21 protein-coding genes are annotated in these 19,623 nt (G+C 71.0%); 6 read left to right on the top strand and 15 right to left on the bottom strand.

Annotation, left to right across the window (positions count from 1 at the left end; translation table 11 throughout):
• Nucleotides 1–142 precede the first annotated feature (142 nt).
• A complete protein-coding gene (locus tag AB0M01_RS34380; RefSeq protein ID WP_363676668.1) occupies nucleotides 143–937 on the bottom strand; it encodes an HAD family hydrolase in 795 nt (264 codons plus the stop codon).
• On the bottom strand, nucleotides 934–2,208 hold the full coding sequence (serS, locus tag AB0M01_RS34385) for a serine--tRNA ligase (protein ID WP_363676669.1): 1,275 nt from the start codon (nucleotides 2,206–2,208) through the stop codon (nucleotides 934–936). Before serS ends, AB0M01_RS34380 begins: the two co-directional genes overlap by 4 nt.
• 105 nt (nucleotides 2,209–2,313) lie before the next feature.
• Between serS and AB0M01_RS34390 the strand changes: the two genes are divergently transcribed.
• Complete coding sequence (locus AB0M01_RS34390; protein WP_363676670.1) at nucleotides 2,314–3,903, top strand: diacylglycerol kinase family protein; 1,590 nt, start codon at nucleotides 2,314–2,316, stop codon at nucleotides 3,901–3,903.
• A 25-nt stretch (nucleotides 3,904–3,928) separates the two neighbouring features.
• Here AB0M01_RS34390 and AB0M01_RS34395 read toward each other — a convergent pair whose 3' ends face one another.
• Nucleotides 3,929–4,420, bottom strand: a complete 492-nt coding sequence (locus tag AB0M01_RS34395) for a DUF4446 family protein (protein WP_363676671.1) — start codon at nucleotides 4,418–4,420, stop codon at nucleotides 3,929–3,931.
• Between the two features lie 98 nt (nucleotides 4,421–4,518).
• Between AB0M01_RS34395 and larB the strand changes: the two genes are divergently transcribed.
• Both larB and larC read left to right on the top strand, forming a co-directional pair.
• Complete coding sequence (gene larB, locus AB0M01_RS34400) at nucleotides 4,519–5,235, top strand: nickel pincer cofactor biosynthesis protein LarB (RefSeq protein ID WP_363676672.1); 717 nt, start codon at nucleotides 4,519–4,521, stop codon at nucleotides 5,233–5,235.
• On the top strand, nucleotides 5,232–6,635 hold the full coding sequence (gene larC / locus AB0M01_RS34405) for a nickel pincer cofactor biosynthesis protein LarC (protein ID WP_363676673.1): 1,404 nt from the start codon (nucleotides 5,232–5,234) through the stop codon (nucleotides 6,633–6,635). Before larB ends, larC begins: the two co-directional genes overlap by 4 nt.
• Here the strand turns inward: larC and AB0M01_RS34410 are convergent.
• Genes AB0M01_RS34410 through AB0M01_RS34420 form a run of 3 tightly spaced genes read right to left on the bottom strand, consistent with a single transcriptional unit; the run spans nucleotide 6,632 to nucleotide 9,327 of the window.
• Nucleotides 6,632–6,949: a cupin domain-containing protein gene (locus AB0M01_RS34410; RefSeq protein WP_363676674.1), complete on the bottom strand. Its 318-nt coding sequence runs from the start codon at nucleotides 6,947–6,949 to the stop codon at nucleotides 6,632–6,634. The genes larC and AB0M01_RS34410 overlap by 4 nt on opposite strands.
• Nucleotides 6,950–6,958: 9 nt before the next feature.
• Complete coding sequence (locus AB0M01_RS34415) at nucleotides 6,959–8,575, bottom strand: DUF2029 domain-containing protein (RefSeq protein WP_363676675.1); 1,617 nt, start codon at nucleotides 8,573–8,575, stop codon at nucleotides 6,959–6,961.
• Entirely contained in the window at nucleotides 8,575–9,327 is a 753-nt protein-coding gene (locus AB0M01_RS34420; protein WP_363676676.1) for a glycosyltransferase, read from the bottom strand. Before AB0M01_RS34420 ends, AB0M01_RS34415 begins: the two co-directional genes overlap by 1 nt.
• A gap of 203 nt (nucleotides 9,328–9,530) precedes the next feature.
• Between AB0M01_RS34420 and AB0M01_RS34425 the strand changes: the two genes are divergently transcribed.
• Complete coding sequence (locus AB0M01_RS34425) at nucleotides 9,531–10,727, top strand: arginine deiminase (RefSeq protein WP_363676677.1); 1,197 nt, start codon at nucleotides 9,531–9,533, stop codon at nucleotides 10,725–10,727.
• Nucleotides 10,728–11,040: 313 nt separating this feature from the next.
• Here the strand turns inward: AB0M01_RS34425 and AB0M01_RS34430 are convergent, their stop codons facing one another.
• From AB0M01_RS34430 to AB0M01_RS34470, 9 genes are all read right to left on the bottom strand, one after another.
• The gene (locus tag AB0M01_RS34430; protein WP_363676678.1) at nucleotides 11,041–12,009 is read right to left on the bottom strand and encodes a DUF5926 family protein; all 969 of its coding nucleotides are present in this window, start codon (nucleotides 12,007–12,009) and stop codon (nucleotides 11,041–11,043) included.
• A 38-nt stretch (nucleotides 12,010–12,047) separates the two neighbouring features.
• Complete coding sequence (locus AB0M01_RS34435) at nucleotides 12,048–12,464, bottom strand: ATP-binding protein (RefSeq protein WP_363676679.1); 417 nt, start codon at nucleotides 12,462–12,464, stop codon at nucleotides 12,048–12,050.
• A gap of 173 nt (nucleotides 12,465–12,637) precedes the next feature.
• Complete coding sequence (locus AB0M01_RS34440) at nucleotides 12,638–13,495, bottom strand: glycerophosphodiester phosphodiesterase family protein (RefSeq protein WP_363676680.1); 858 nt, start codon at nucleotides 13,493–13,495, stop codon at nucleotides 12,638–12,640.
• Nucleotides 13,496–13,638: 143 nt separating this feature from the next.
• Nucleotides 13,639–14,976: an LLM class flavin-dependent oxidoreductase gene (locus AB0M01_RS34445; RefSeq protein WP_363676681.1), complete on the bottom strand. Its 1,338-nt coding sequence runs from the start codon at nucleotides 14,974–14,976 to the stop codon at nucleotides 13,639–13,641.
• Nucleotides 14,973–15,695, bottom strand: coding sequence for an ABC transporter ATP-binding protein (locus tag AB0M01_RS34450; RefSeq protein ID WP_363676682.1), 723 nt, complete (start codon nucleotides 15,693–15,695; stop codon nucleotides 14,973–14,975). The genes AB0M01_RS34445 and AB0M01_RS34450 overlap by 4 nt, the downstream gene beginning before the upstream one ends.
• Nucleotides 15,671–16,519: an ABC transporter permease gene (locus tag AB0M01_RS34455; RefSeq protein ID WP_363676683.1), complete on the bottom strand. Its 849-nt coding sequence runs from the start codon at nucleotides 16,517–16,519 to the stop codon at nucleotides 15,671–15,673. The genes AB0M01_RS34450 and AB0M01_RS34455 overlap by 25 nt, the downstream gene beginning before the upstream one ends.
• A complete protein-coding gene (locus tag AB0M01_RS34460) occupies nucleotides 16,516–17,571 on the bottom strand; it encodes an ABC transporter substrate-binding protein (RefSeq protein ID WP_363676684.1) in 1,056 nt (351 codons plus the stop codon). The genes AB0M01_RS34455 and AB0M01_RS34460 overlap by 4 nt, the downstream gene beginning before the upstream one ends.
• A gap of 19 nt (nucleotides 17,572–17,590) precedes the next feature.
• The gene (locus AB0M01_RS34465; protein WP_363676685.1) at nucleotides 17,591–18,142 is read right to left on the bottom strand and encodes a flavin reductase family protein; all 552 of its coding nucleotides are present in this window, start codon (nucleotides 18,140–18,142) and stop codon (nucleotides 17,591–17,593) included.
• Between the two features lie 102 nt (nucleotides 18,143–18,244).
• Nucleotides 18,245–18,370 (bottom strand): hypothetical protein, encoded by a 126-nt coding sequence (locus AB0M01_RS34470; protein WP_363676686.1) that lies wholly within the window; start codon nucleotides 18,368–18,370, stop codon nucleotides 18,245–18,247.
• Between the two features lie 138 nt (nucleotides 18,371–18,508).
• On the opposite strand from AB0M01_RS34470, the gene AB0M01_RS34475 reads away from it, so the two are divergent.
• Nucleotides 18,509–19,003, top strand: a complete 495-nt coding sequence (locus tag AB0M01_RS34475) for a sigma-70 family RNA polymerase sigma factor (RefSeq protein ID WP_363676687.1) — start codon at nucleotides 18,509–18,511, stop codon at nucleotides 19,001–19,003.
• Complete coding sequence (locus AB0M01_RS34480) at nucleotides 18,993–19,577, top strand: methylated-DNA--[protein]-cysteine S-methyltransferase (RefSeq protein ID WP_363676688.1); 585 nt, start codon at nucleotides 18,993–18,995, stop codon at nucleotides 19,575–19,577. Before AB0M01_RS34475 ends, AB0M01_RS34480 begins: the two co-directional genes overlap by 11 nt.
• Nucleotides 19,578–19,623 lie beyond the last annotated feature (46 nt).

Raw genomic sequence — 19,623 nt, forward strand, 5'->3', positions numbered from 1 at the left:
GTTCCCGTGCGTCAGCAGGCCGTCCGAAGCAAGTGGCGCCGCCGGATCGTCCGGGTCGCCGGCGGGGGTCTCGCCGGCCACCGATCGGTGGCCGGTACTCGAAAGGCGCAGGTGGGTCCGGGCCGGGCGGTGGTGGCTTGGGTCAGAACCAGCGGTTGAGTACGGCGGCCACGCCGTCGTCCTGGACCGACTTGGTCACCTCGTCGGCCGCCGCCTTCACCTCGTCCGGCGCCGCGCCCATCGCGACCCCGAGTCCGGCGTACGTGAGCATCTCGATGTCGTTGCGGCCGTCGCCGATCGCGACCAGGCCGGACGCCTCGGCGCCCAGCTGCGCCAGCGCGACCTTCAGCCCGGTGCTCTTGTCGACACCCTCCGGCGCGATGTCCAGCCACGCGGTCCAGCCGACGAAGTAGCTGACGCCGTGCAGGCCGAGGCGCTCGGCCAGCTCGACGAAGTCGGCCTCCGAGGCGTCCGGGTCGCGGATGATCAACCGGGTCACCGGCTCTGGCGCCAGCTCGGCGTCCGAGACCACCCGGATCGCGTCGCCGCCGAGGTCGCCGTCCGGGAACGGCGCGGTCACCCGGTACCCGCCGTCGTGCTCCTCGACCGCCATCCGCGCGTTCGGCGCGTGCTCGCGGACCGACGCGATCACGGTCGCCGGGTCGAAGGTCCGTTCGTCGACGATCTCGCCGGCCGGGTAGCTCAGCGTGCGCGCACCGTTGCTCACGACAACGAATCCGGAGGTCAGCCCGAGCAGCTCGGCGACCGGCACGGTCGACTGCCAGGACCGGCCGGTGGCCAGCACGACCGGCACCTGCGCCGAGGCCCGGCGGACCGCGTCGACCACGGCGGCGGAGATCCGCTCGTCGTGGTCGACCAGGGTGCCGTCGATGTCCAGCGCGACGGCCTGCGGCCGCCAGGTGTCACCCGTCGTCATCCGCGGACCGGCTCGAGGACCTCGCGGCCACCGACGTACGGGCGCAGCGCGACCGGGACCCGGACCGAGCCGTCGGGCAGCTGGTGCGTCTCCAGGATGGCGACGATCCACCGGGTGGTGGCCAGCGTGCCGTTCAGCGTCGCGACGTGGCGGGTCTTGCCGTCGGCGTCGCGGTGCCGGATGTTCAGCCGGCGGGCCTGGTAGTCGGTCGTGTTCGACGTCGAGGTGAGCTCGCGGTACGCGCCCTGGGTCGGCACCCAGGCCTCGCAGTCGAACTTCCGGTACGCCGAGGCGCCCAGGTCCCCGGTCGCGGTGTCGATCACCCGGTAGGCCAGCTCCATCTTGTCGAGCATCTCCTTCTCCCAGCCCAGCAGCCGCTGGTGCTCCGCCTCGGCGTCCTCGAGGCTGCAGTAGGAGAACATCTCGACCTTGTCGAACTGGTGGACCCGGATGATCCCGCGGGTGTCCTTCCCGTACGAGCCGGCTTCGCGGCGGTAGCAGGACGACCACCCGGCGTACCGCACCGGGCCGTTGGACAGGTCGACGATCTCGTCCATGTGGAAACCGGCCAGCGCGACCTCCGACGTACCGACCAGGTAGAGCTCGGGCTCCTCCAGGCGGTACACGTCGTCGTGGGCGTTCAGGTACCCGGTGCCGTCCATCACTTCGGGCTTGACCAGCGTCGGGGTGATCATCGGGGTGAAGCCGTACTCCACCGCCTGGTTGATGGCCAGCTGGAGCATGCCGAGCTGGAGCTGGGCGGCGACGCCCTTCAGGAAGTAGAACCGGGCGCCGGAGACCTTCGCGCCGCGCTCCATGTCGATCGCGCCGAGCAGCTCACCGAGCTCCAGGTGGTCGCGCGGCTCGAAGCCCTCGGCCGCGAAGTCGCGCGGCTTGCCGATCTCTTCCAGCACGACGAAGTCGTCCTCGCCGCCGACCGGGGCCTGGTCGGAGACCAGGTTCGGCAGGGCGCGGGACAGTACGTCGAAGCGCTTCTCGGCCTCGTTCGCGGTCGCCTCGTGGGCCTTCACCTCGGCGGCCAGCGCCTTGGTGCGCTCCAGCAGCGCGGTCCGCTCGTCGCCCTTGGCCTGCGCGACCTGCTTGCCGAGCCCCTTCTGCTCCGCCCGGAGCGCCTCGAAGGCCGCGATCGACGATCGGCGCTCACTGTCGGCCACCAGGATCTCGTCGACCTTGGCCGGCGAATCGCCGCGCTTGGTCAGCGCCGCACGGACGACATCGGGGTTCTCACGGAGCGTTTTGGCATCGATCACACCGACAGGTTATCGGGGTGTGTCGCGGGCGCGGAATTTTATTCGGGATGATGAGCTTGCACCAGCCGGACGGTCAGGATTCTTCGAGGGGGTCACGGGGCGGCGATGAACCACCATCCACCCAGTCATCTCGGCCGTGCCGTCACGGTCGTGCTGGGTGCGTTGCCGTTCACCGTGATCACGCTGCTGGTCTTCGGCGACTGGCCGCCGCTGCGCCGCTGGGACGAGTCGGTGGCCGCGCGCGTCGCGTCGTACGGGTCGGCCCGGCCCAGCTGGGTCGACCTGTGGCAGGTGATCGACGCGGTGGTCATCCCGTGGACCATGCGGGCGGTCATCCTCGGCGTCGCGATCTACCTGTGGCATCGGCGCGCCCGTCTGCTGACGGTCTGGCTGGTCGTCTCCGCGGGCGCCGAGCTGGGCCTGGTCCAGGCGGTCAAGCACATCTTCGACCGGGTCCGCCCGGCCGCGGCCCTGGTCGAGAACGACGGCTGGTCGTACGTCTCCGGGCACGCGACGGCCGCGTTCGTGATGGCCGGCGCGCTCGGCGTCGTGCTGCCGTCGGTGCGCGGCTGGCGGCGCCGGTTCCGGACGCTGGTGCTGCTGCCGACGATCGCGGTCGTCCTGCTCGCCTCGGCCGAGCGGATCTTCCTGAACGTGCACTACGTGTCCGACGTGCTCGGCGGCTGGGCGCTCGGCCTGGCCATCCTGACCGCCACGTCGATCGGCTTCGGGCTCCGGCCCGGTCTGCGCCGCAGGCGCCGTCGTACGCCGTCCGACGAAGCCCGTACGACGCCCCCGCGGGCCGCCGTGATCGTGAACCCGATCAAGGTCGGCGACGGGGTCGCGTTCCGCCGCAAGGTGACCCGGGCGCTCGCCGTCCGCGGCTTCGAGGACCCGCTCTGGCTGGAGACCCGCGAGGACGACGCCGGCAACGCGATGGCCAAGCGCGCGATCGAGCACGAGTCCGACCTGGTCCTGGTCGCCGGCGGTGACGGGACGGTGCGGGTGGTGACCGCCGCGCTGGCCTGGACCGCGATCCCGGTCGGCGTCATCCCGGCCGGCACCGGGAACCTGCTGGCCCGCAACCTGCACATCCCGCTCGACCTCGACGACGCGCTGGAGCGGATCCTGGACGGCCGGGAACGCCGGATCGACCTGGTCAAGGTGCACGGCGACGGGCTCGACACCGACCACTTCGCCGTGATGGCCGGGCTCGGGCTGGACGCCGCGATCATCACCGGGGCACCGCCGATCCTGAAGGCCCAGATCGGCTGGACGGCGTACCTGGTGTCGGCCGCGAAGAACATCAACCACCCGTCGGTGAAGGTCCGCATCGCGCTCGACGACGCCGAACCGATCGAGCGGCGGGTGCGGACCGTGGTGATCGGCAACGTCGGCATGCTGCAGGCGAACATCCCGCTGCTGCCCGACGCGCGGCCGGACGACGGGATGATCGACGTGGTGGTGATCGCGCCGCGGCGGGTGACGCAGTGGCCGCTGGTGTTCTGGCGGGTGATGACGCGGACGAAGCGGACCGAGATGTACCTGGAGCGGTTCACGGCGCGGAAGGTGCAGATCGACGCGGCCGTGGACGTGCAACGGCAGCTGGACGGGGACGGGATCGGGCCGGGGAGGTCGCTCTCAGCTGAGGTGGAGCCAGGGGCGCTCGTCGTGCAGGTGCCCAAGCGGCGCTGAGGGCTGGTACGGCGTACGGGCGGGGTCAGCTGTCGGTGGGCTGGGCGGCCTGCTTGCGGAGGGTCTCGAGGGCTTCCTCTTCCTCCGGGGACAGCTTGGCCTCGCTCTCGAACGCCTTGATCTCCTTGGCGTACGAGCGGGCGTCGTTGCGGCTGTTGATCGAGGTCAGCACGACCCCGTCGCCGTTGTCGTCGAGCAGCGCCACCGACCAGGACATCCGGCCGCCCATGTCGCCGAAGGCGTCGTACCGGACGATCGCCAGGTGCTGCAGCGAGAGCCGGACCGCGGCCTGGGTCGCGTCGAGCTGCTCGCCGAGCGTGTGCAGCTGGGCGCCGACCGTGCCGGGCTTCGGCTCGGGCCGCGGCGGCAGCTCGGCCTTCGGCGGGGTCACCGGCACCTTCGCGGCCTCCTTGGCCGCCGCGGACTGCCCGCGGAGCGCCTGGACGGCGAACACGAGCGCGAGCACCGCCACGAACAGTGCGGCGATCCCGAAACCGGCGGCTAACGTCGAAGACACGAGGCGCAGCCTAACGGTTGTGTGGTTTGTCAGGTGCTCTCCGTGTCGATGTGGACCTCGAATCGGCGGAAGGCTGGGCGGCGACGTAGATTCGCGGGGTGACCCATCTGCCTGACCCTGGACCTTTGCCCGGCGTTCACGACCTCGGCTACGCCCGCCTCGACACCGACCGTCTGGAGCGCACCGGCGACCCGGAGGTGGTCTACGGCGCCGGGAAGACCCCGGTGCAGATCGTGGAGCTGCTCCGGACGCTGCACGCGACGCACGGCGGTCGCGCGGCGCTGGCGACGCGGTTGTCGGTCGAGGCGCAGGAGCTGGTCGCGGCTGAGCTGCCCGACGCTGTGGTCGATCCGGTGGGGCGGACCGCCGTACTGGGGACTGCGCCCGCGCCGAGCGGGACTGTCGCTGTGGTGTCGGCTGGTACGTCGGACGCGCCGGTTGCCGCTGAGGCGGCGACGACGGCTCGGGTGTTCGGGGCCGGGGTCGAGCTGATCACGGATGTGGGTGTGGCTGGGCTGCACCGGGTGCTCGGGGTGCGCGAGCGGCTCGCGGCGGCGGACTGCCTGATCGTGGTCGCCGGGATGGAGGGCGCGCTGCCGAGTGTCGTCGGCGGGCTGACGGGGGTGCCGCTGGTCGCCGTACCGACGTCGGTCGGGTACGGGGCCTCGTTCGGCGGGGTCGCCGCGCTGCTCGGGATGCTGAACTCGTGCGCGCCGGGGGTGACGGTGGTGAACATCGACAACGGCTTCGGCGCGGGCGTCTTCGCCGCGCGGGTCGCCCGGCGGGCCGCGCCGGCGGAGGTGAAGGAGCAGTGAGGGTCGCCTGGATCGACTGCTCCGCGGGGGCGTCGGGTGACATGCTGCTGGGTGCTTTCCTGGACGCCGGGGCCGACGTCGCGGCGGTGAACGCGGCGGTGGCGTCGGTCGACGCGTCGCTGTCGGTGCGCGTCGAGAAGACGCTGAGGCACCAGATCGCGGCCACGAAGGCATCGGTGTGGGTGAACGAGGAGCCGCACCCGGAGAACGACCCGAACGCGGCGTACGCCGAGCCGCCGGTGGACACGGGGCATGGGCACGGACATCGTCATGACGAGGCCGGGCACGAGCACGGCGCGGCTGCGCAGGGTCACGGCGAAGCCGGGGCTGCCCACGGCGGAGCCGTAGGGCCCGGGGCGGCGGGCTCCTCCCCCTCCCACCCCACCGACACGGGTTCGGGACACGGGCACGGGCATGGGCACTCGGGTGGGACCCGCTCCTGGGCTGAGGTTCGGGCAGTGATCGAGGCCGCTGGGCTCGACGACGCCGTGCGGGATCGCGCGCTGGACACCTTCGCTCGGTTGGCTCGGGCTGAGGGTGCGGCGCACGGGGTCGAGCTGGACGAGGTGCACTTTCACGAGGTCGGGGCGCTGGACGCCATCGCCGACATCGTGGGAGTCGCGGCCGCGTCGGTCTCGCTCGAGCTCGATCGGATCGTGGTGTCGACGATCGCGCTCGGCGGTGGGCGGCAGGTGCGCGGGCAGCACGGTGGGATTCCGATCCCGGGGCCTGCGGTGCTGCATCTGCTGCGGGAGGCCGAGGCGCCCGTGGTCGGCGGCACCGCGCCGTACGAGATGACGACGCCGACCGGCGCCGCGCTGCTGGCGACGCTGGCGGACGAGTTCGGGCTGATGCCGCCGGTGCGGATCGTGCAGACAGGTGTCGGCGCGGGCGGGCGGGATCCGGTCGAGGTGCCGAACATCGTGCGCGTGGTGATCGGTGAGGCGACCGTGCAGCCGGCGACCGAGCTCGTCTACGAGACGAACGTCGACGACCTCGACCCGCGGATCTGGCCGCAGGTGCTGGCGCGGCTGCTCCAGGCGGGCGCGGCGGACGCGTGGCTGACGCCGATCCTGATGAAGAAGGGCCGCCCGGCGCACACCCTCTCGGTGCTGGTGAGCAGCCCCCACGCCGAGGTCGTCCGCTCGGTGATCCTGACCGAGACGTCCGCGATCGGGCTGCGCGAGTTCCCGATCCGCAAGCACGCGGCGGACCGGGAGTTCGCCAGCGTCGAGGTCGGCGGACAGCTGATCCACGTGAAGATCGCCCGGTACGGCGGCCAGGTGGTCAACGTGCAGCCGGAGTACGAGGACGTGGTCACCGCGGCCACGGCGCTCGACAAGCCGGTCAAGTCGGTGCTGGCCCAGGCGATCGCCGCGGGCCACGACCTCTGGAGTTAACGCCCCGAGTACGGCGGCGCGAAGAAGACGAGCAGCGCCAGGTCCTCGGTGACGTCGGTGAAGCGGTGCGGCTCCTCGGCCGCCACGAACAGCACGTCACCGGGGCCGACCGGCTCCTCGCCGTCCGGGGTCACGATGACCGCTCGCCCAGCCGTCACCACGTAGATCTCGTCCTCGTGGTGCGGCGCCTGGTCGTCGACGCCACCGGCCGGGATCGAGTACGTGCCGACCGAGAGCGACTCGGTCCGCAGGTGCTCGGCGAAATGGTTCGGCTCCGCGGTCTGGTACTGCCCCGCCCCCACAAGCTTCTGCATCGGCAGAGACTAGCCGCTGACCGTCTTTTCCACAGGAGCTTTGGCCTTGCGCTTCGGCCAGTCGTACGGCCACCACTGCGCCCCACCGCGCCGGGCCCACAGGATCAGCAGCACCAGGACGGCGAGCTCGACCGCCGGCGTCACCGTGTCGCGCAGCCGCGCGCTGAACCACTCCAGTGAGTCCGACAGCGACGCCGCGACCTGCCGGGCGTTCGGATCACGGCCCGGGACGTAGGCGATCGCGAGCATCGTCGTCCGGATCACCATCAGCTTGTCGACCTTCGACGCCGCGACCGCGGCCAGCGCCGTCCAGGCGATCAGGTCGTACCAGGGCAGCGTGTACATCGCCGTCAGCAGCCAGGCGACGGCGTAGATGGCCGTGTAGCGAATGGCCGCGGGCGTCGGGTCATCGGGATGCGTCTGCGGGACCAGCGACTTCGGGAACACCTGCGAGAGCAGGATCGCGACGAAGATCAGCCCGATCCAGGCCGCGATCCCGATGATCGTGCGCACCAGCGCCCCGGGCAGGAACAGGTCGAACAGGCTGAAGATCACCTTGTGCGGCGTACCGGTGGAGATGAACGACGTCTGCGAGCGCGCCTGCTGGAAGGCCTGCAGGCCGACCACGGCGTACAGGCCGGCCATCGAGACACCGCCACCGAGGCAGAACATCAGCGCGCGGCGGCGATCGGCGCGCAGCGACCAGAGCATCGCGACGCCGACCAGACCGATCGACAGCTTCGTGCAGCCGGCGACCCCGAGCATGATCCCGGCCGCGAACACGTGCCGGCGGAACAGCACCAGCGCGATCACCGCGAACATCACCGCGATCGCGTCGTTGTGCGCGCCGGCCAGCACGGTCCACAGCAGCAGCGGGTTGGCGAGCGCGAGCATCGCGATCCGGCGGCGGTTGACCAGGTCGGGGCCGACCAGCTTGAGCAGCAGCAGCCCGGAGACGACCAGGCTGACCGCGACGGTGAGCTGCAGCATCCAGACCGTGAGCTGCATCGAGTCGCCGCCGACCCAGGACGAGAACCACTGGATCCAGGTCGCGATCGGGCCGTAGACGCTGCGCGCGCCCTGCCACGGGCGTTCGGTCGCGGCGATCACCGGGTCGTAGCCGAGCCGGATCGTGTCCGCCGGCGCGGTCGTGTACGGGTTGCCGCCGAGCGACATGATCCGGCCGTACGCCGCGTAGATCAGCACGTCGCCGGAGGCCATCGGCGGGACCAGCGTGATGGCGGCCGTCGTACCGATGCCGAGGGCAACCAATCGCTGGACCCGCGGGGCCCAGCCGTGCTTGAGCGCGCGGGTCGCCAGGTAGACGCCGTACCCGCCGAGCAGGATCGCGACGTAGATCATCACCGTGACGAGCCAGTCGTTCGGCTTGCTGTCGAACCAGTACGACGGGAGCCAGGCGTGCCGGTTGGTCAGGGTGAGGACGACGACCGACGGGCCGAGCAGGCCGGCGGCGACGATGAGGGCGGTGGAGATCAGGTACAGGCCGACGGCGCGACGACCGTCGCGGTTCGCGCGGGAGGTTTGCTGGTCGGTACTTGAAACTGCTTCGCCGGCGCTCGTGGCGGCGGGGTCATCGGTGCTGGGCGTCGGACGGTCGGTGCTCATCAGGAAGACTTCCGCGAGGGCAGCGCGCTGCGGGCCGCGAGCGCCCGGCGTACGTGCAGGAACTGGCGGCCGCGGTGCAGCTGGCCGCGCAGGTCGGTCCCGGTGGCCCGGTGCCGGACCTCGATCGGGACCTCGATGATGCGGAAGCCCTTGCGTCCGAGGTCGATGCTCAGCGCCGCCTCGACACCGAAGCCACTCGCCAGCGGCAGCGCAGCGTCGAAGGCCGCGCGGGTCAGGCAGCGCTGACCGGACAGCGGCTGCTCCGGCGCCCAGCCGGTCGCCTGCTCGATGCCGTCCCGGGCCAGCCGGACGACGAACCCGCGGCCGCCGGCCTTGCTCCCGTCGGCGCGGACCTGGGTCGGCAGCGTCCCGATCGTCATGTCGGCGCGGCCGTCCTGCACCGGCGCGATCAGCGGCTCGGCGCCGGTCGCGGTGTCGGTCAGGTCGGCGTCCAGGAACAGCAGGTGCCGCGCGCGGGCGCCGTCGCGGCGCGCGACCTCCGCGGCGCCGGTCTCCATCGCCGCGGCTTTGCCCTGGTTCCGCTCGTGCCGGACGACCACCGCACCGGCCCGCTCGGCCTCGGCGGCGGTCTCGTCGGTGGACCCGTCGTCGACCACGACGACCAGGTCGACACCGACCAGCTTGCGGACGGCGTCCACGGTGGCCGCGATCCGCGCGGACTCGTCCTTCGCCGGAATCACGCAGGCAACCCCACGCTGCGGCTCGACCGACGGCTGATCATTCCCGGACACAGCACCGCAGCCTAATTGCTCCCGAGCCGATCGCTGGCCTCCGGACCCGCTCGCTGTGGACATCTCGTTCTTTCGAAGGACCGGCTCCGGTTCGCTTTCCTCCGAAGATTGTCGGACAATCAGACACATTCGTTGATCCGTACGGCGGCCGCCGCGCTGCCGTAGCGTGGACAGCACCCGGAACCGCGACGAGAGGGACAGGCATGAGCCAGCCGTACGGCGTCGACAGCGAGGTCGGCCCGCTCCGAACCGTGATGCTGCACCGGCCGGGCAACGAGCTGCGCCGGCTCACCCCGCGCAACAACGACAAGCTGCTCTTCGACGGCCTGCCCTGGGTCGGCCGCGCGCAGGACGAGCACGACGCCTTCGCCCAGGCGCTGCGCGACCGCGACGTCGAGGTGCTCTACCTGGGCGAGCTGCTGACCGAGGCGCTGACCGATCCCGACGCCCGCGCGACCGCGGTGGCCGGCACGATCGAGGACCTCCGGCTCGGCGACACGCTGCGCAACTACCTGCGCGACGCGCTCAGCGCGCTCGACCCGGACCAGCTCGCCGAGGCGCTGATGGCCGGCGTACGGAACGACGAGGTGCGGGCCGGTGGCCTGGTCACGTCGCTGCTGGCGCACGAGGACTTCCTGATCGACCCGCTGCCGAACCTGCTGTTCACCCGCGACTCGAGCGTCTGGATCCGGGACAACGTCGCGGTGACCTCGCTGGCGATGCCCGCGCGGGTCCGGGAGAGCCAGCTGACCGACCTGATCTACAGCTTCCACCCACGCTTCGCGGGGGCCGAGAAGGTGTACGACCACCAGCTCGAGCACGTCGAGGGCGGCGACGTCCTGGCGCTCGGCCCCGGAGTACTGGCGGTCGGGGTCGGCGAGCGGACGACGCCGGCCGGTGTCGAGCGGCTGGCCCAGCGGGTGTTCGCCAAGGACCTCGCGCACACCGTGCTCGCCGTACCGATCGCCCAGCAGCGCGCGACCATGCACCTGGACACGGTCTGCACGATGGTCGACGTCGACGCCGTACTGATGTATCCGAACATGGCCGAGGAGATGCGGGCACTGGCGGTCACCGCCGACGGCGACCGGCTGCACGTCGCCGAGCCGGAGCCGTTCCTGGTCGCGGCCGCGAAGGCGCTCGGGATCGACACCCTGCGCCGGATCGACACCGGCCTCGACCCGGTCACCGCCGAGCGCGAGCAGTGGGACGACGGCAACAACACCCTCGCGCTGGCCCCGCGGGTCTGCATCGCCTACGAGCGGACCGTGGAGACCAACGCGCGGCTGGAGGAGTCCGGGATCGAGGTGATCCGGATCTCCGGCTCCGAGCTCGGGTCCGGCCGCGGCGGGCCGCGCTGCATGTCCTGCCCGGTGCTGCGCGCCCCGATTGGTGGTTGAGGGCGCAAGTAAGCCTGACGACACGCGGAGTGAAATCGGGGGTTGTCGTGAAGGCAACTTGTGAGTACTCTTCATGCCTAGGCCCAGGCCCTGTTGCTCCCCCGTCAGCAGGACTTGGGCCGTCCACGTTGCGAAGGCCCCCACACCTCAGGTGCGGGGGCCTTCGCGTTGCGTGGAGGGGGCTCGGACACCATCCGGGGGCCTCTGTGTTGTGGGCTCGGACACCACCTGGGGGCCTTGAACACGAAATAACATGTCCGAGGCCCCGCGGAGGTGTTCAAGATCCCGGCTGCGCGCCCGGGGTGGGTGGCCGTCAGCGGATGGTGAGCTGACGGCTGGCCAGGCCGGCCTTGGCGGCGCGCTCCTCGGTGCTGAGCGGCGTACCGGCCTTCAGTGCCTTGTCGAGCGCGGTCTGGAAGTCCGCGGCCGGCTTCTCCAGGTCGGCGGCCTCGGTGTCGGCCGGCAGCTCCCAGACCGGGGCGAGCACGCCCAGCGCGCGGAACGAGCCGATCAGCCGGCTGCCGTCGACCAGCGCCGACGAACCGGCCGCGTGCAGCCGGGCCAGCGCGTTCAGCAGGTCGTCCTCGCTGTGCGGCATCACCCAGCGCAGGTACCGGCGGTCGCCGATCTGCGTCCAGTACGCCGCCTCGACCGACTCCAGCCGGACCGTCGGGGCCGCGGCCGCGTTGGCCCGCTCCAGGCCCGCGGCGACCTCGCCGGTCGGGTCCTCGACGTTCTCGCCGACCCAGAAGTCGAAGCCCTCGTGCACCTTGGCGACGATCGGCTCGGTGGTGTCGATCAGGTCCTGCAGCCGCGGGCCGTCCTTGAGCAGGTCGCCGAGCTGGATCGGGTTGCCCGGCTCGGTGGCCAGCGCCGCGGTGATCGCGTGCGCGACGTCGCGGCTCGGGTCACCGGTCGACGCGTGCGTCTGGAGCCCGATCCAGATCGTCTCGTCGTCGCGGACCAGACCCGGCATCGCCATCGGCAGCAGCGTGACCAGGTTGACCTTCTTGCCCTGGTGCTCGCCGGTCAGCGTCACCTCCGCCGTTCCGGCCGGGACGATCTCACGGAACGCGATCAGGTCGCACTCGGCCGGCAGCCCCTCGAAGGGCCGGACCACGAACGCGTCGGCGGCCTGCGCCCGGTCCTTGCCGTGGCACTGCTTGAACCGCTTGCCCGAACCGCACGGGCAAGGCTCCCGCGGGCCGACGTCGACCAGGTCGGCCGGGTCGAGCTCGACGGTTGTCGTGTTCTTGGCGCGGTTGCGCGACTTCTTTCCCATGCACCGCAGTCTTGCAGGATCTTCCCGCGGAGAGTTAGTCAGAGCGGTACGACGGCGTGCACGGTCCGGCTCTTGTCGCCGGTGCGGACACCCCAGTCGGAGCTGAGCATGTCCACGATCGCCAGCCCGCGGCCGCCGATCGACTCCGGGTGCGCCTCGACGATCCGCTGCGGCTCGGTGTCGCCGCGACCGTCGGTGACCTCGATGTGCACCCCGGCCTTGTCGACCCACCAGGTCGCCCGGACGTCGCCGGTCGGCAGCGCGGGCGCGTACCGGATCGCGTTCGAGAGCAGCTCCGACAGGACCAGCTGCGCGTCGTCGCAGGTGGGTTCGGCGACCTGGGCCCGAATCAGGAAGTCGTGAAGACGGCGACGGGCGGCCGCCACCGCGGACACTTCGTGCGGCAGGACGACGTCCACGACGCTCACGTCGGCGGGCATGGTCGCAGAGGACAAGCAGGGTCTCCTCGGGTCGGAACAGCACTAGCACATCTGCCCACGATCAAGGGCTTGAAAACCCCTGTGAGAGTTCTGTTACACGACAGCGGGCAAATCAAGAGAATTGAACGTACAAATCACTCAGTGCGTTCAGGTGATCACGAAATGCCCCGATAAAACTGAGAAGTAGTTCAGCGCCGGCGGGTGAGCCGGCGCCGGGTCCGCGACGGCGGCAGCGGCGGCCGGTCCGGATGCTCGGCCAGCGTCGCGATCGCGACCTCCGGGCGGTCGCTGATGATCGCGTCCACCCCGAGCGCGTGGCAGTGCCGGACGTCCTCCGGGGTGTTCACCGTCCACACGTGCACCTGGTGACCGTGCTTGTGCGCCCGGTCGACGTACTCCGGGTGCGCGGTGACGAGCTCCAGGCTCGGACCGGCGTACGAGACCCCGGTCGGCAGCGACCCGTCGCGGAACCGCAGCGGCACCCGGTCCATCAGCAGCACCGTCCGTACGCCGGGCGCCATCGTCCGCATCCGCCGCAGCGACAGCCACGAGAACGACATCACCCGCACCGGCGACTCCGACCCGATCCGCGGGTGCGCCCACCCGAACCGGTCCAGCGCCTCGATCAGCCGGCGCTCGACCAGCCCGGCGTACCGGGTCGGGTGCTTGGTCTCGATCGCCAGCTCGACCGGCCGCCCCGCGTCCCGCACGGTGGCCAGCAGCGTGTCCAGCGTCAGCACCTTGGTCAGATCCGGACTCGGCAGGTCCGCCTCGTCGTCCAGGTCGGCCCACGGGTTCTTCCACGACCCCCAGTCGAACCCGTCCAGCTCCTCCAGGCTCATCGTCGACAGCACCCCCCGCCCGTTGGAGGTCCGGTCGATCCTGCGGTCGTGCACACAGACCAGGTGCCCGTCGGAGGTCAGCCGGATGTCGCACTCGAGCCCGTCCGCCCCGGCTTCGACCGCACGCTGGTACGCCGCCAGCGTGTGCTCGGGACTGACCTCACTCGCGCCGCGATGAGCAACAACGCTCGGGCGTTTCGCCATGAGCCAACTCTGGCACGCATCCCGGCCAACCTTTCACCCAGCCACGCCGCCAACTCGGAAATCGGTTACCGATTTGTCTCGCGGTTGCTGACCGAGCGCCGGACGGCGGAGGAGGGGCCGCCGTCCGGCTGGCAACGGATCGCTCAGGCTGTTGCCTCCTGCAACGACGCGGTCCGGCCGGCGGGGCGCGGGAGACCGTAGTGGTCGCGGAGCGTCGTACCGGTGTAGTCCTCCCGGAAGAGGCCTCGCCGCTGGAGGATCGGGACGACCTCGTCGGTGAAGGTGACCAGGCCGGACGGGAGGACCGGGGGCATGATGTTGAAGCCGTCGGCGGCGCCGGCTTCGAACCAGGACTGGATGGCGTCGGCGACCTGGTCGGGGGTGCCGGTGAAGGTGCGGTGGCCCCGGCCGCCGCCGAGGCGGCCGATGAGTTGGCGGACCGTCAGGTTCTCCCGGCGGGCGAGGGTGACGATCAGGGTGTAGCGGGATTTGGCGCCTTCGATCTCGTCCTCGTCGGGGAGGCCCGCGGGGAGAGGCTGGTCGAGGGGGAGGTCCTCGGGGGCCACCCGGAGCGTGCGGGCGAGTTGCTGGCGGGCGTACTCGGGCTTGATCAGGTCGTCCAGGGCGCGTTCCAGGGCGAGGGCCTCGGTCTCGGTGGAGCCGATGACGGGGACGATCCCGGGGAGGATCTTCAGACCGTCGGGGTCACGACCCAACGCCGCCGTCCGAGCCTTGAGGTCGGCGTAGAAGGCCTGGGCGTCCTCGAGCGTCTGCTGGGCGGTGAAGACCGCTTCGGCGTAGCGGGCGGCCAGGCCCTTGCCGTCCTCCGAGGAGCCGGCCTGGACGATCAGGGGATGGCCCTGCGGGGAGCGCGGCAGGTTGAGCGGGCCGCGGACCTGGAAGTGGCGGCCTACGTGGTCGATCGGGGCGACCTTCGCGTTGTCGCCCCAGACGCCGGACTCCTTGTCGGCCAGCGTCGCGTCGTCCTCCCAGGAGTCCCAGAGCTTGAACGCGACCTCCAGGAACTCGGCGGCCCGGTCGTAGCGGTCCGCGTGGGCGGGCTGGTCGGCCAGGTTGAAGTTCTTCGCGGCGTCCGGGCCGGCGGTGGTGACGACGTTCCAGCCGGCCCGGCCGGCGCTGACGTGGTCGACGCTCGCGAACCGGCGGGCCAGGTTGTACGGATCGTTGTACGTCGTACTGGCGGTCGCGATCAGCCCGATCCGGGATGTCGCGGCGGCGATCGCGGTGAGCAGCACGGTCGGCTCCAGCGACCCGGCCGGGCGCCGGCCGACGTCGCTGAACAGGACCGGCGAGTCGGCGAAGAAGATCGAGTCGAACTTGCCGCGCTCGGCGGTCCGGGCCAGCTCCTGGTAGTGCCCGACGTCGGTGTTGGCGACCGGGTTGCTCTCCGGGAGCCGCCACGACGCCTCGTGGTGACCGGTGCTCATCAAGAACGCGTTCAGGTGCAACTGCCTGCTCATAGCGTTACCCCCAGGGCATCGAGAAGTCGGGTCCGGACCGCGGCGAACGCCGGGTCGGCGGAGTTGCGGGGCGGAGCCAGCTCGATCCGCTCCTCGGCGACCACGCGGCCCTCATCGAGCACGATCACGCGGTCGGCGAGCACGATCGCCTCGTCGACGTCGTGCGTCACCAGCAGTACGGCGGGTTGGTGCGCGGCGCAGAGCTTGCGCAGCAGCACGTGCATCTTGATCCGGGTCAGCGCGTCCAGCGCGCCGAACGGCTCGTCGGCGAGCAGCAGCGCGGGTTCGCGGACCAGCGAGCGGGCCAGCGCGACCCGCTGCTGCTCGCCGCCGGACAGCTCGTTCGGCCAGGCGTTCTCGCGCCCGGCGAGCCCGACCTCGTCGAGGCTGCGCAGCCCACGCTCCGAGGCGTCCCGCAGGCCCAGTACGACGTTGTCGAGAACGCGGGCCCAGGGCAACAATCTGGAGTCCTGGAAGACCACCGACACGTTCTCCGGCACCACCAGCTCACCGGTCCCGGTCACGTCGTGGTCGAGCCCGGCCAGCGCGCGCAGCAGCGTGCTCTTGCCGGATCCCGATTTCCCCAGCAGGGCAACGAATTCCCCGGGCGCGATGCTCAGGTCGAGATCGTCGAGGACCGCGCGGTCGCCGTACGAGCGGACGAGTCCGCGGACCTCGACGGCCTTCGTCAGCGTCAGTCCGCCAGTGTGCGTCGCCATGACAGGGCCCTCCTCTGGATCAGGCGGACCGCTCCGTCGGAGAGCAACCCGAGGACGCCGTACAGGACCAGGCCGACGATGATGATGTCGGTCTGCCCGTAGGTGCGGGCCAGCTCCATCATGTAGCCGATCCCGCTGGTGGAGTTGATCTGCTCGACCACGACCAGCGACAGCCAGGCGCCGGTGACCGCGAACCGCAGGCCGAGCAGGAAACCCGGCAGCGCGCCGGGCAGGACCACGCGGCGGATGAACGTCCACCGGGACAGCCCGACGGTCTGCGCCAGTTCGACGTACCGGCTGTCGATCGTGCGCAGGCCGTTGTGGGTGTGGATGTAGATCGGGACGAAGACGCCGAGCGTGATCGTGGTGACCTTCATCGTCTCGCCGATGCCGAGCCACAGGATCAGCAGCGGCAGCAGCGCCAGCGACGGGATCGCGCGCTTGATCTGGATCGGCCCGTCGAGCACGGCCTCACCGATCCGGCTCAGGCCGGACAGCAGCGCCAGCACCGTGCCGAGGACGACGCCCAGGCCGAGCCCGAGGAACGCCCGCTGCGTCGAGGTGATCAGGTTGGACTGCAGCCGGCCGTCGGCGATCAGGTCGCCGGTGGTGGTGACGACGGTCCACGGCGCGGAGAGGATCCGCGGGTCCAGCCACCCGGCGGCCGAGCCGATGCTCCAGATCACCAGCAGCAGCACCGGTCCGATCAGCGCGCCGAAGCGGATCGGCTTGCCCGGTCCGAGCCGGCGGCGCCGTCGTACCGGCTGGGTCGTGACCGCCTTCGACGCCCGTACGCCGGTCAGCGTCGCCGCTGAGCCGCTCACTTGGCCGCCGCCTTGATCGCGTCGGCCGCGACCGGCTGGAAGCGCAGGTCGTACAGGTCGGCGGCCTTGATGTCCTCGTTGCCGGTCTCCTTGGACAGCAGGTCGATGGTCTCCTGCTGGCGGGTGATGGCGGCACTCCAGTCGTTGGTGATCTCCGGGTGGCCGGCGTTGTCGACCAGCCACTGGCCATCGGCGGTGGTCAGGCCCTGGTCCTTCACGTAGTAGCCCTCGATCCATTCCTTCGGGTGCTTGTCGATCCACTCCTGCGCGACGCCCCAGGCGGCGACGTACGCGCGGATCGCGGCGGCCTTGTTGCTGTCTTCGAGCGACGAGGTCAGCGTGTAGAGGTGCCCGGCGTCGTCGCGGATCCCGTGCTGGATCGTGGTCGCGCCGTCCTTGCCGTACTTGGTCAGGTAGCGCTTGATCGCGACGCCACCGATCGGGGCGACCTCGACCTGCTTCGCGGCGAGCGCGTTCGGGTAGATGTCTCCGGTGCTCGGCAGCTCGACCAGCTTCACGTCGTCCTTGGTCAGCCCGGCCTTCTTCAGCACCTTGAGCACCAGCGCGCCCTGCGCCTGCCCCGGGCTGTAGGCGATCTTCTTGCCCCGCAGGTCCTGCAGCGTCTTGACCGGTACGCCGGGCGCGACGCCGAGCTGGTAGATCGGGTGGTTCAGCGCGTCCTGGCGGAACTTCGAGGCGACGATCTTCACCTGCAGCCCGGTCCAGGTGGCGTGGATCGGCGGGATCTCCGCGACCGAGCCGAGGTCGAGCGCCTTGGCCCGGAACGCCTCGGTGGTCTGCGGACCGCCGCTCAGGTTGGCGAACTGGACGAACTTGTCGACCTTGCCGAGCTGGCCGGACAGCTCGAGCGCCTTCTGGGTGGTGGGATCGCCGACGACGATCTTGACGCCGTCCGGTACGGCGGACGTCGGCAGCGCGGCGTCGAGGGCGAGCTTCGGGCCACCGCCGGCTTCGGCGGCGCCACCGCAGCCGGCCAGGAGCGTGATCGCGGCGGCGGCTCCGGCCAGTACGGCGAGTTTTCTCTTCGACATAAGGGGATTCCTCATCAGCTCAGGCGGTGGTGACGTACTGGCCGTCGTGGTAGAGCAGCGGTTCGTGCTCGCGGCGCTCGGCGTGCACGGCCAGGCGGGCCACGACGATGTGGTTGCCGCCGACGGCGAAGCGGTGCTCGACGAGCGCGCGCAGGTAGCTCGGGGCGTCGTCCAGGACGGGCTCGCCGGTGCGCAGCCGGGACCAGCGGGTCGGGTCGGCGAAGCGGTCGATGCCGCTGGTCGCGAACCGGCCGGCCAGGTCGCGCTGCCCGGCGTCCAGGAAGTTGATCACCACGCTCTGGGTGGACTGGATGGTCGGCCAGCTGGACGCCGTGGTCGCGATCGAGAACGAGACCAGCGGCGGCAGCGAGCTGACCGAGACCAGTGAGGTGGCGGTGAAACCGGCCGGGCCGTGGCCGGCGTCGGCGGTGATCACGACGACGCCGGCGGCGTGCCGGCGGAACACGGAACGGAACAGGTCGGCGTCGACGGTCCGCTCGTCCAGGTGGTCGGGCACGACAGTGAGCCCGGGACGGTGGTTCTGGGCAGGGTTGATCGCGTGGACGGACATGACACTCCCTCTGGGCAGGGGTGAACCCGGCGGCGGATCTCTGCGGTCGGCCGCAACCGGTGCGGGTGATCGTGCGGGGCCTCGACGGGCCTCAGGCGGCTGTCAGCGACAGGTCGCGCTGGCCGTCCGCATCTGGTCGATGACGCGGCGGCGGGTGAGCAGACGGCTGGTCAGCACGAGGGTGAAGTCCCCTCGACCGCGCTCGCGGTGCTGCCTGGTCGTCGTCATGTCAATCACTGTCTCATCAAAGTCGACTGGAAAACTAGACAATCTCGGTATCCGGGACAGGAGTCCACAGCAGAACAGAGGGAGAGAGGAGGTGAGGCGGGCTCACAGGGTTGAGGTGCAGTGCGTTCTACTGGCGTGATGGCTACGAACAAGACCGGCCTGCCGCCGTTCCAGGTGCTCGTCGACGACCACTGGCGCGACGTGACCAGGCTGGCCCGGGCCCTGGCCGGGCCGGTGGACGGTGACGACGTCGCGCAGCGGGCCTGGGAGAAGGCGTTCGCGGCGTACCCGAAGCTGACCTCGGCGAAGAACCTGCGGAGCTGGTTGCTGACGATCACCGCGCGGTGCGCGACCGACGTGCACCGCGCGCGGAAGCCGCAACGGCCGCTCGACGAGGCGCCGCCGGTCGCGGTCGACGGGCCGGACGCGGCGGACTGGCCCGATCCCGAGCTCTGGAAGGCGGTCGGCGCGCTGCCCGAGCGGCAGCGGTACGCCGTCACGCTCAAGTACGTCGGCGACCTCGACCACCACGGAGTGGCCGCCGCCCTCGACACCACCCCGGCCGCGTCGCGTCGCCTGGTCAGCGACGCGCTGGCCACCTTGCGCAGCACACTCGGAGTTGATGATGACTGACCTCGAAGGACGCCTCAGCCGCCTCGGCGGCCCTGACCTGGACCGATCGCCGGCCCGCCCGCCGGTGCTCCCGGCCGCGGACGTCGCCTACACCCTGCACGACACCCCGATCGGCCGGATGCTGCTCGCCACCGCGGGCGGCAAGGTCGTCGCCAGCTCGTTCGGCGACGAGGAGACGATGACGCACCGGCTGGCCCGCGCCATCTCGCCGCGCGTCCTGCGCCAGTCGGCGCCGCTGGACGACGTACGGCGCCAGCTCGACGAATTCCTCGCCGGGCAGCGGCGAACGTTCGACCTGGAAGTCGACCTGACGCTGGCGACGGATTTCCAGCGCCTGGTCCTGACCGACCTGCCGCGCTTCACGGCGTACGGGCGAACGACGACGTACGGCGAGCTCGCGGGCGACATCGAACGACCCAAGGCGGCCCGTGCCGTGGGGACCGCACTGGGCGCGAACCCTTTGTGCGTGGTGCTTCCCTGCCACCGGGTGATCGGGGCGGGCGGCGCGCTCACCGGGTACGCCGGCGGCCTGGACGCGAAACGCTTCCTTTTGAATCTTGAATCGAAAAGCTGAGTTTTCCACCGGTCGGGAGAAAACATTTAGACTTTGGTCAGTGAAG

Source organism: Kribbella sp. NPDC051770 (assembly GCF_040681455.1).
Classification (GTDB): domain Bacteria; phylum Actinomycetota; class Actinomycetes; order Propionibacteriales; family Kribbellaceae; genus Kribbella.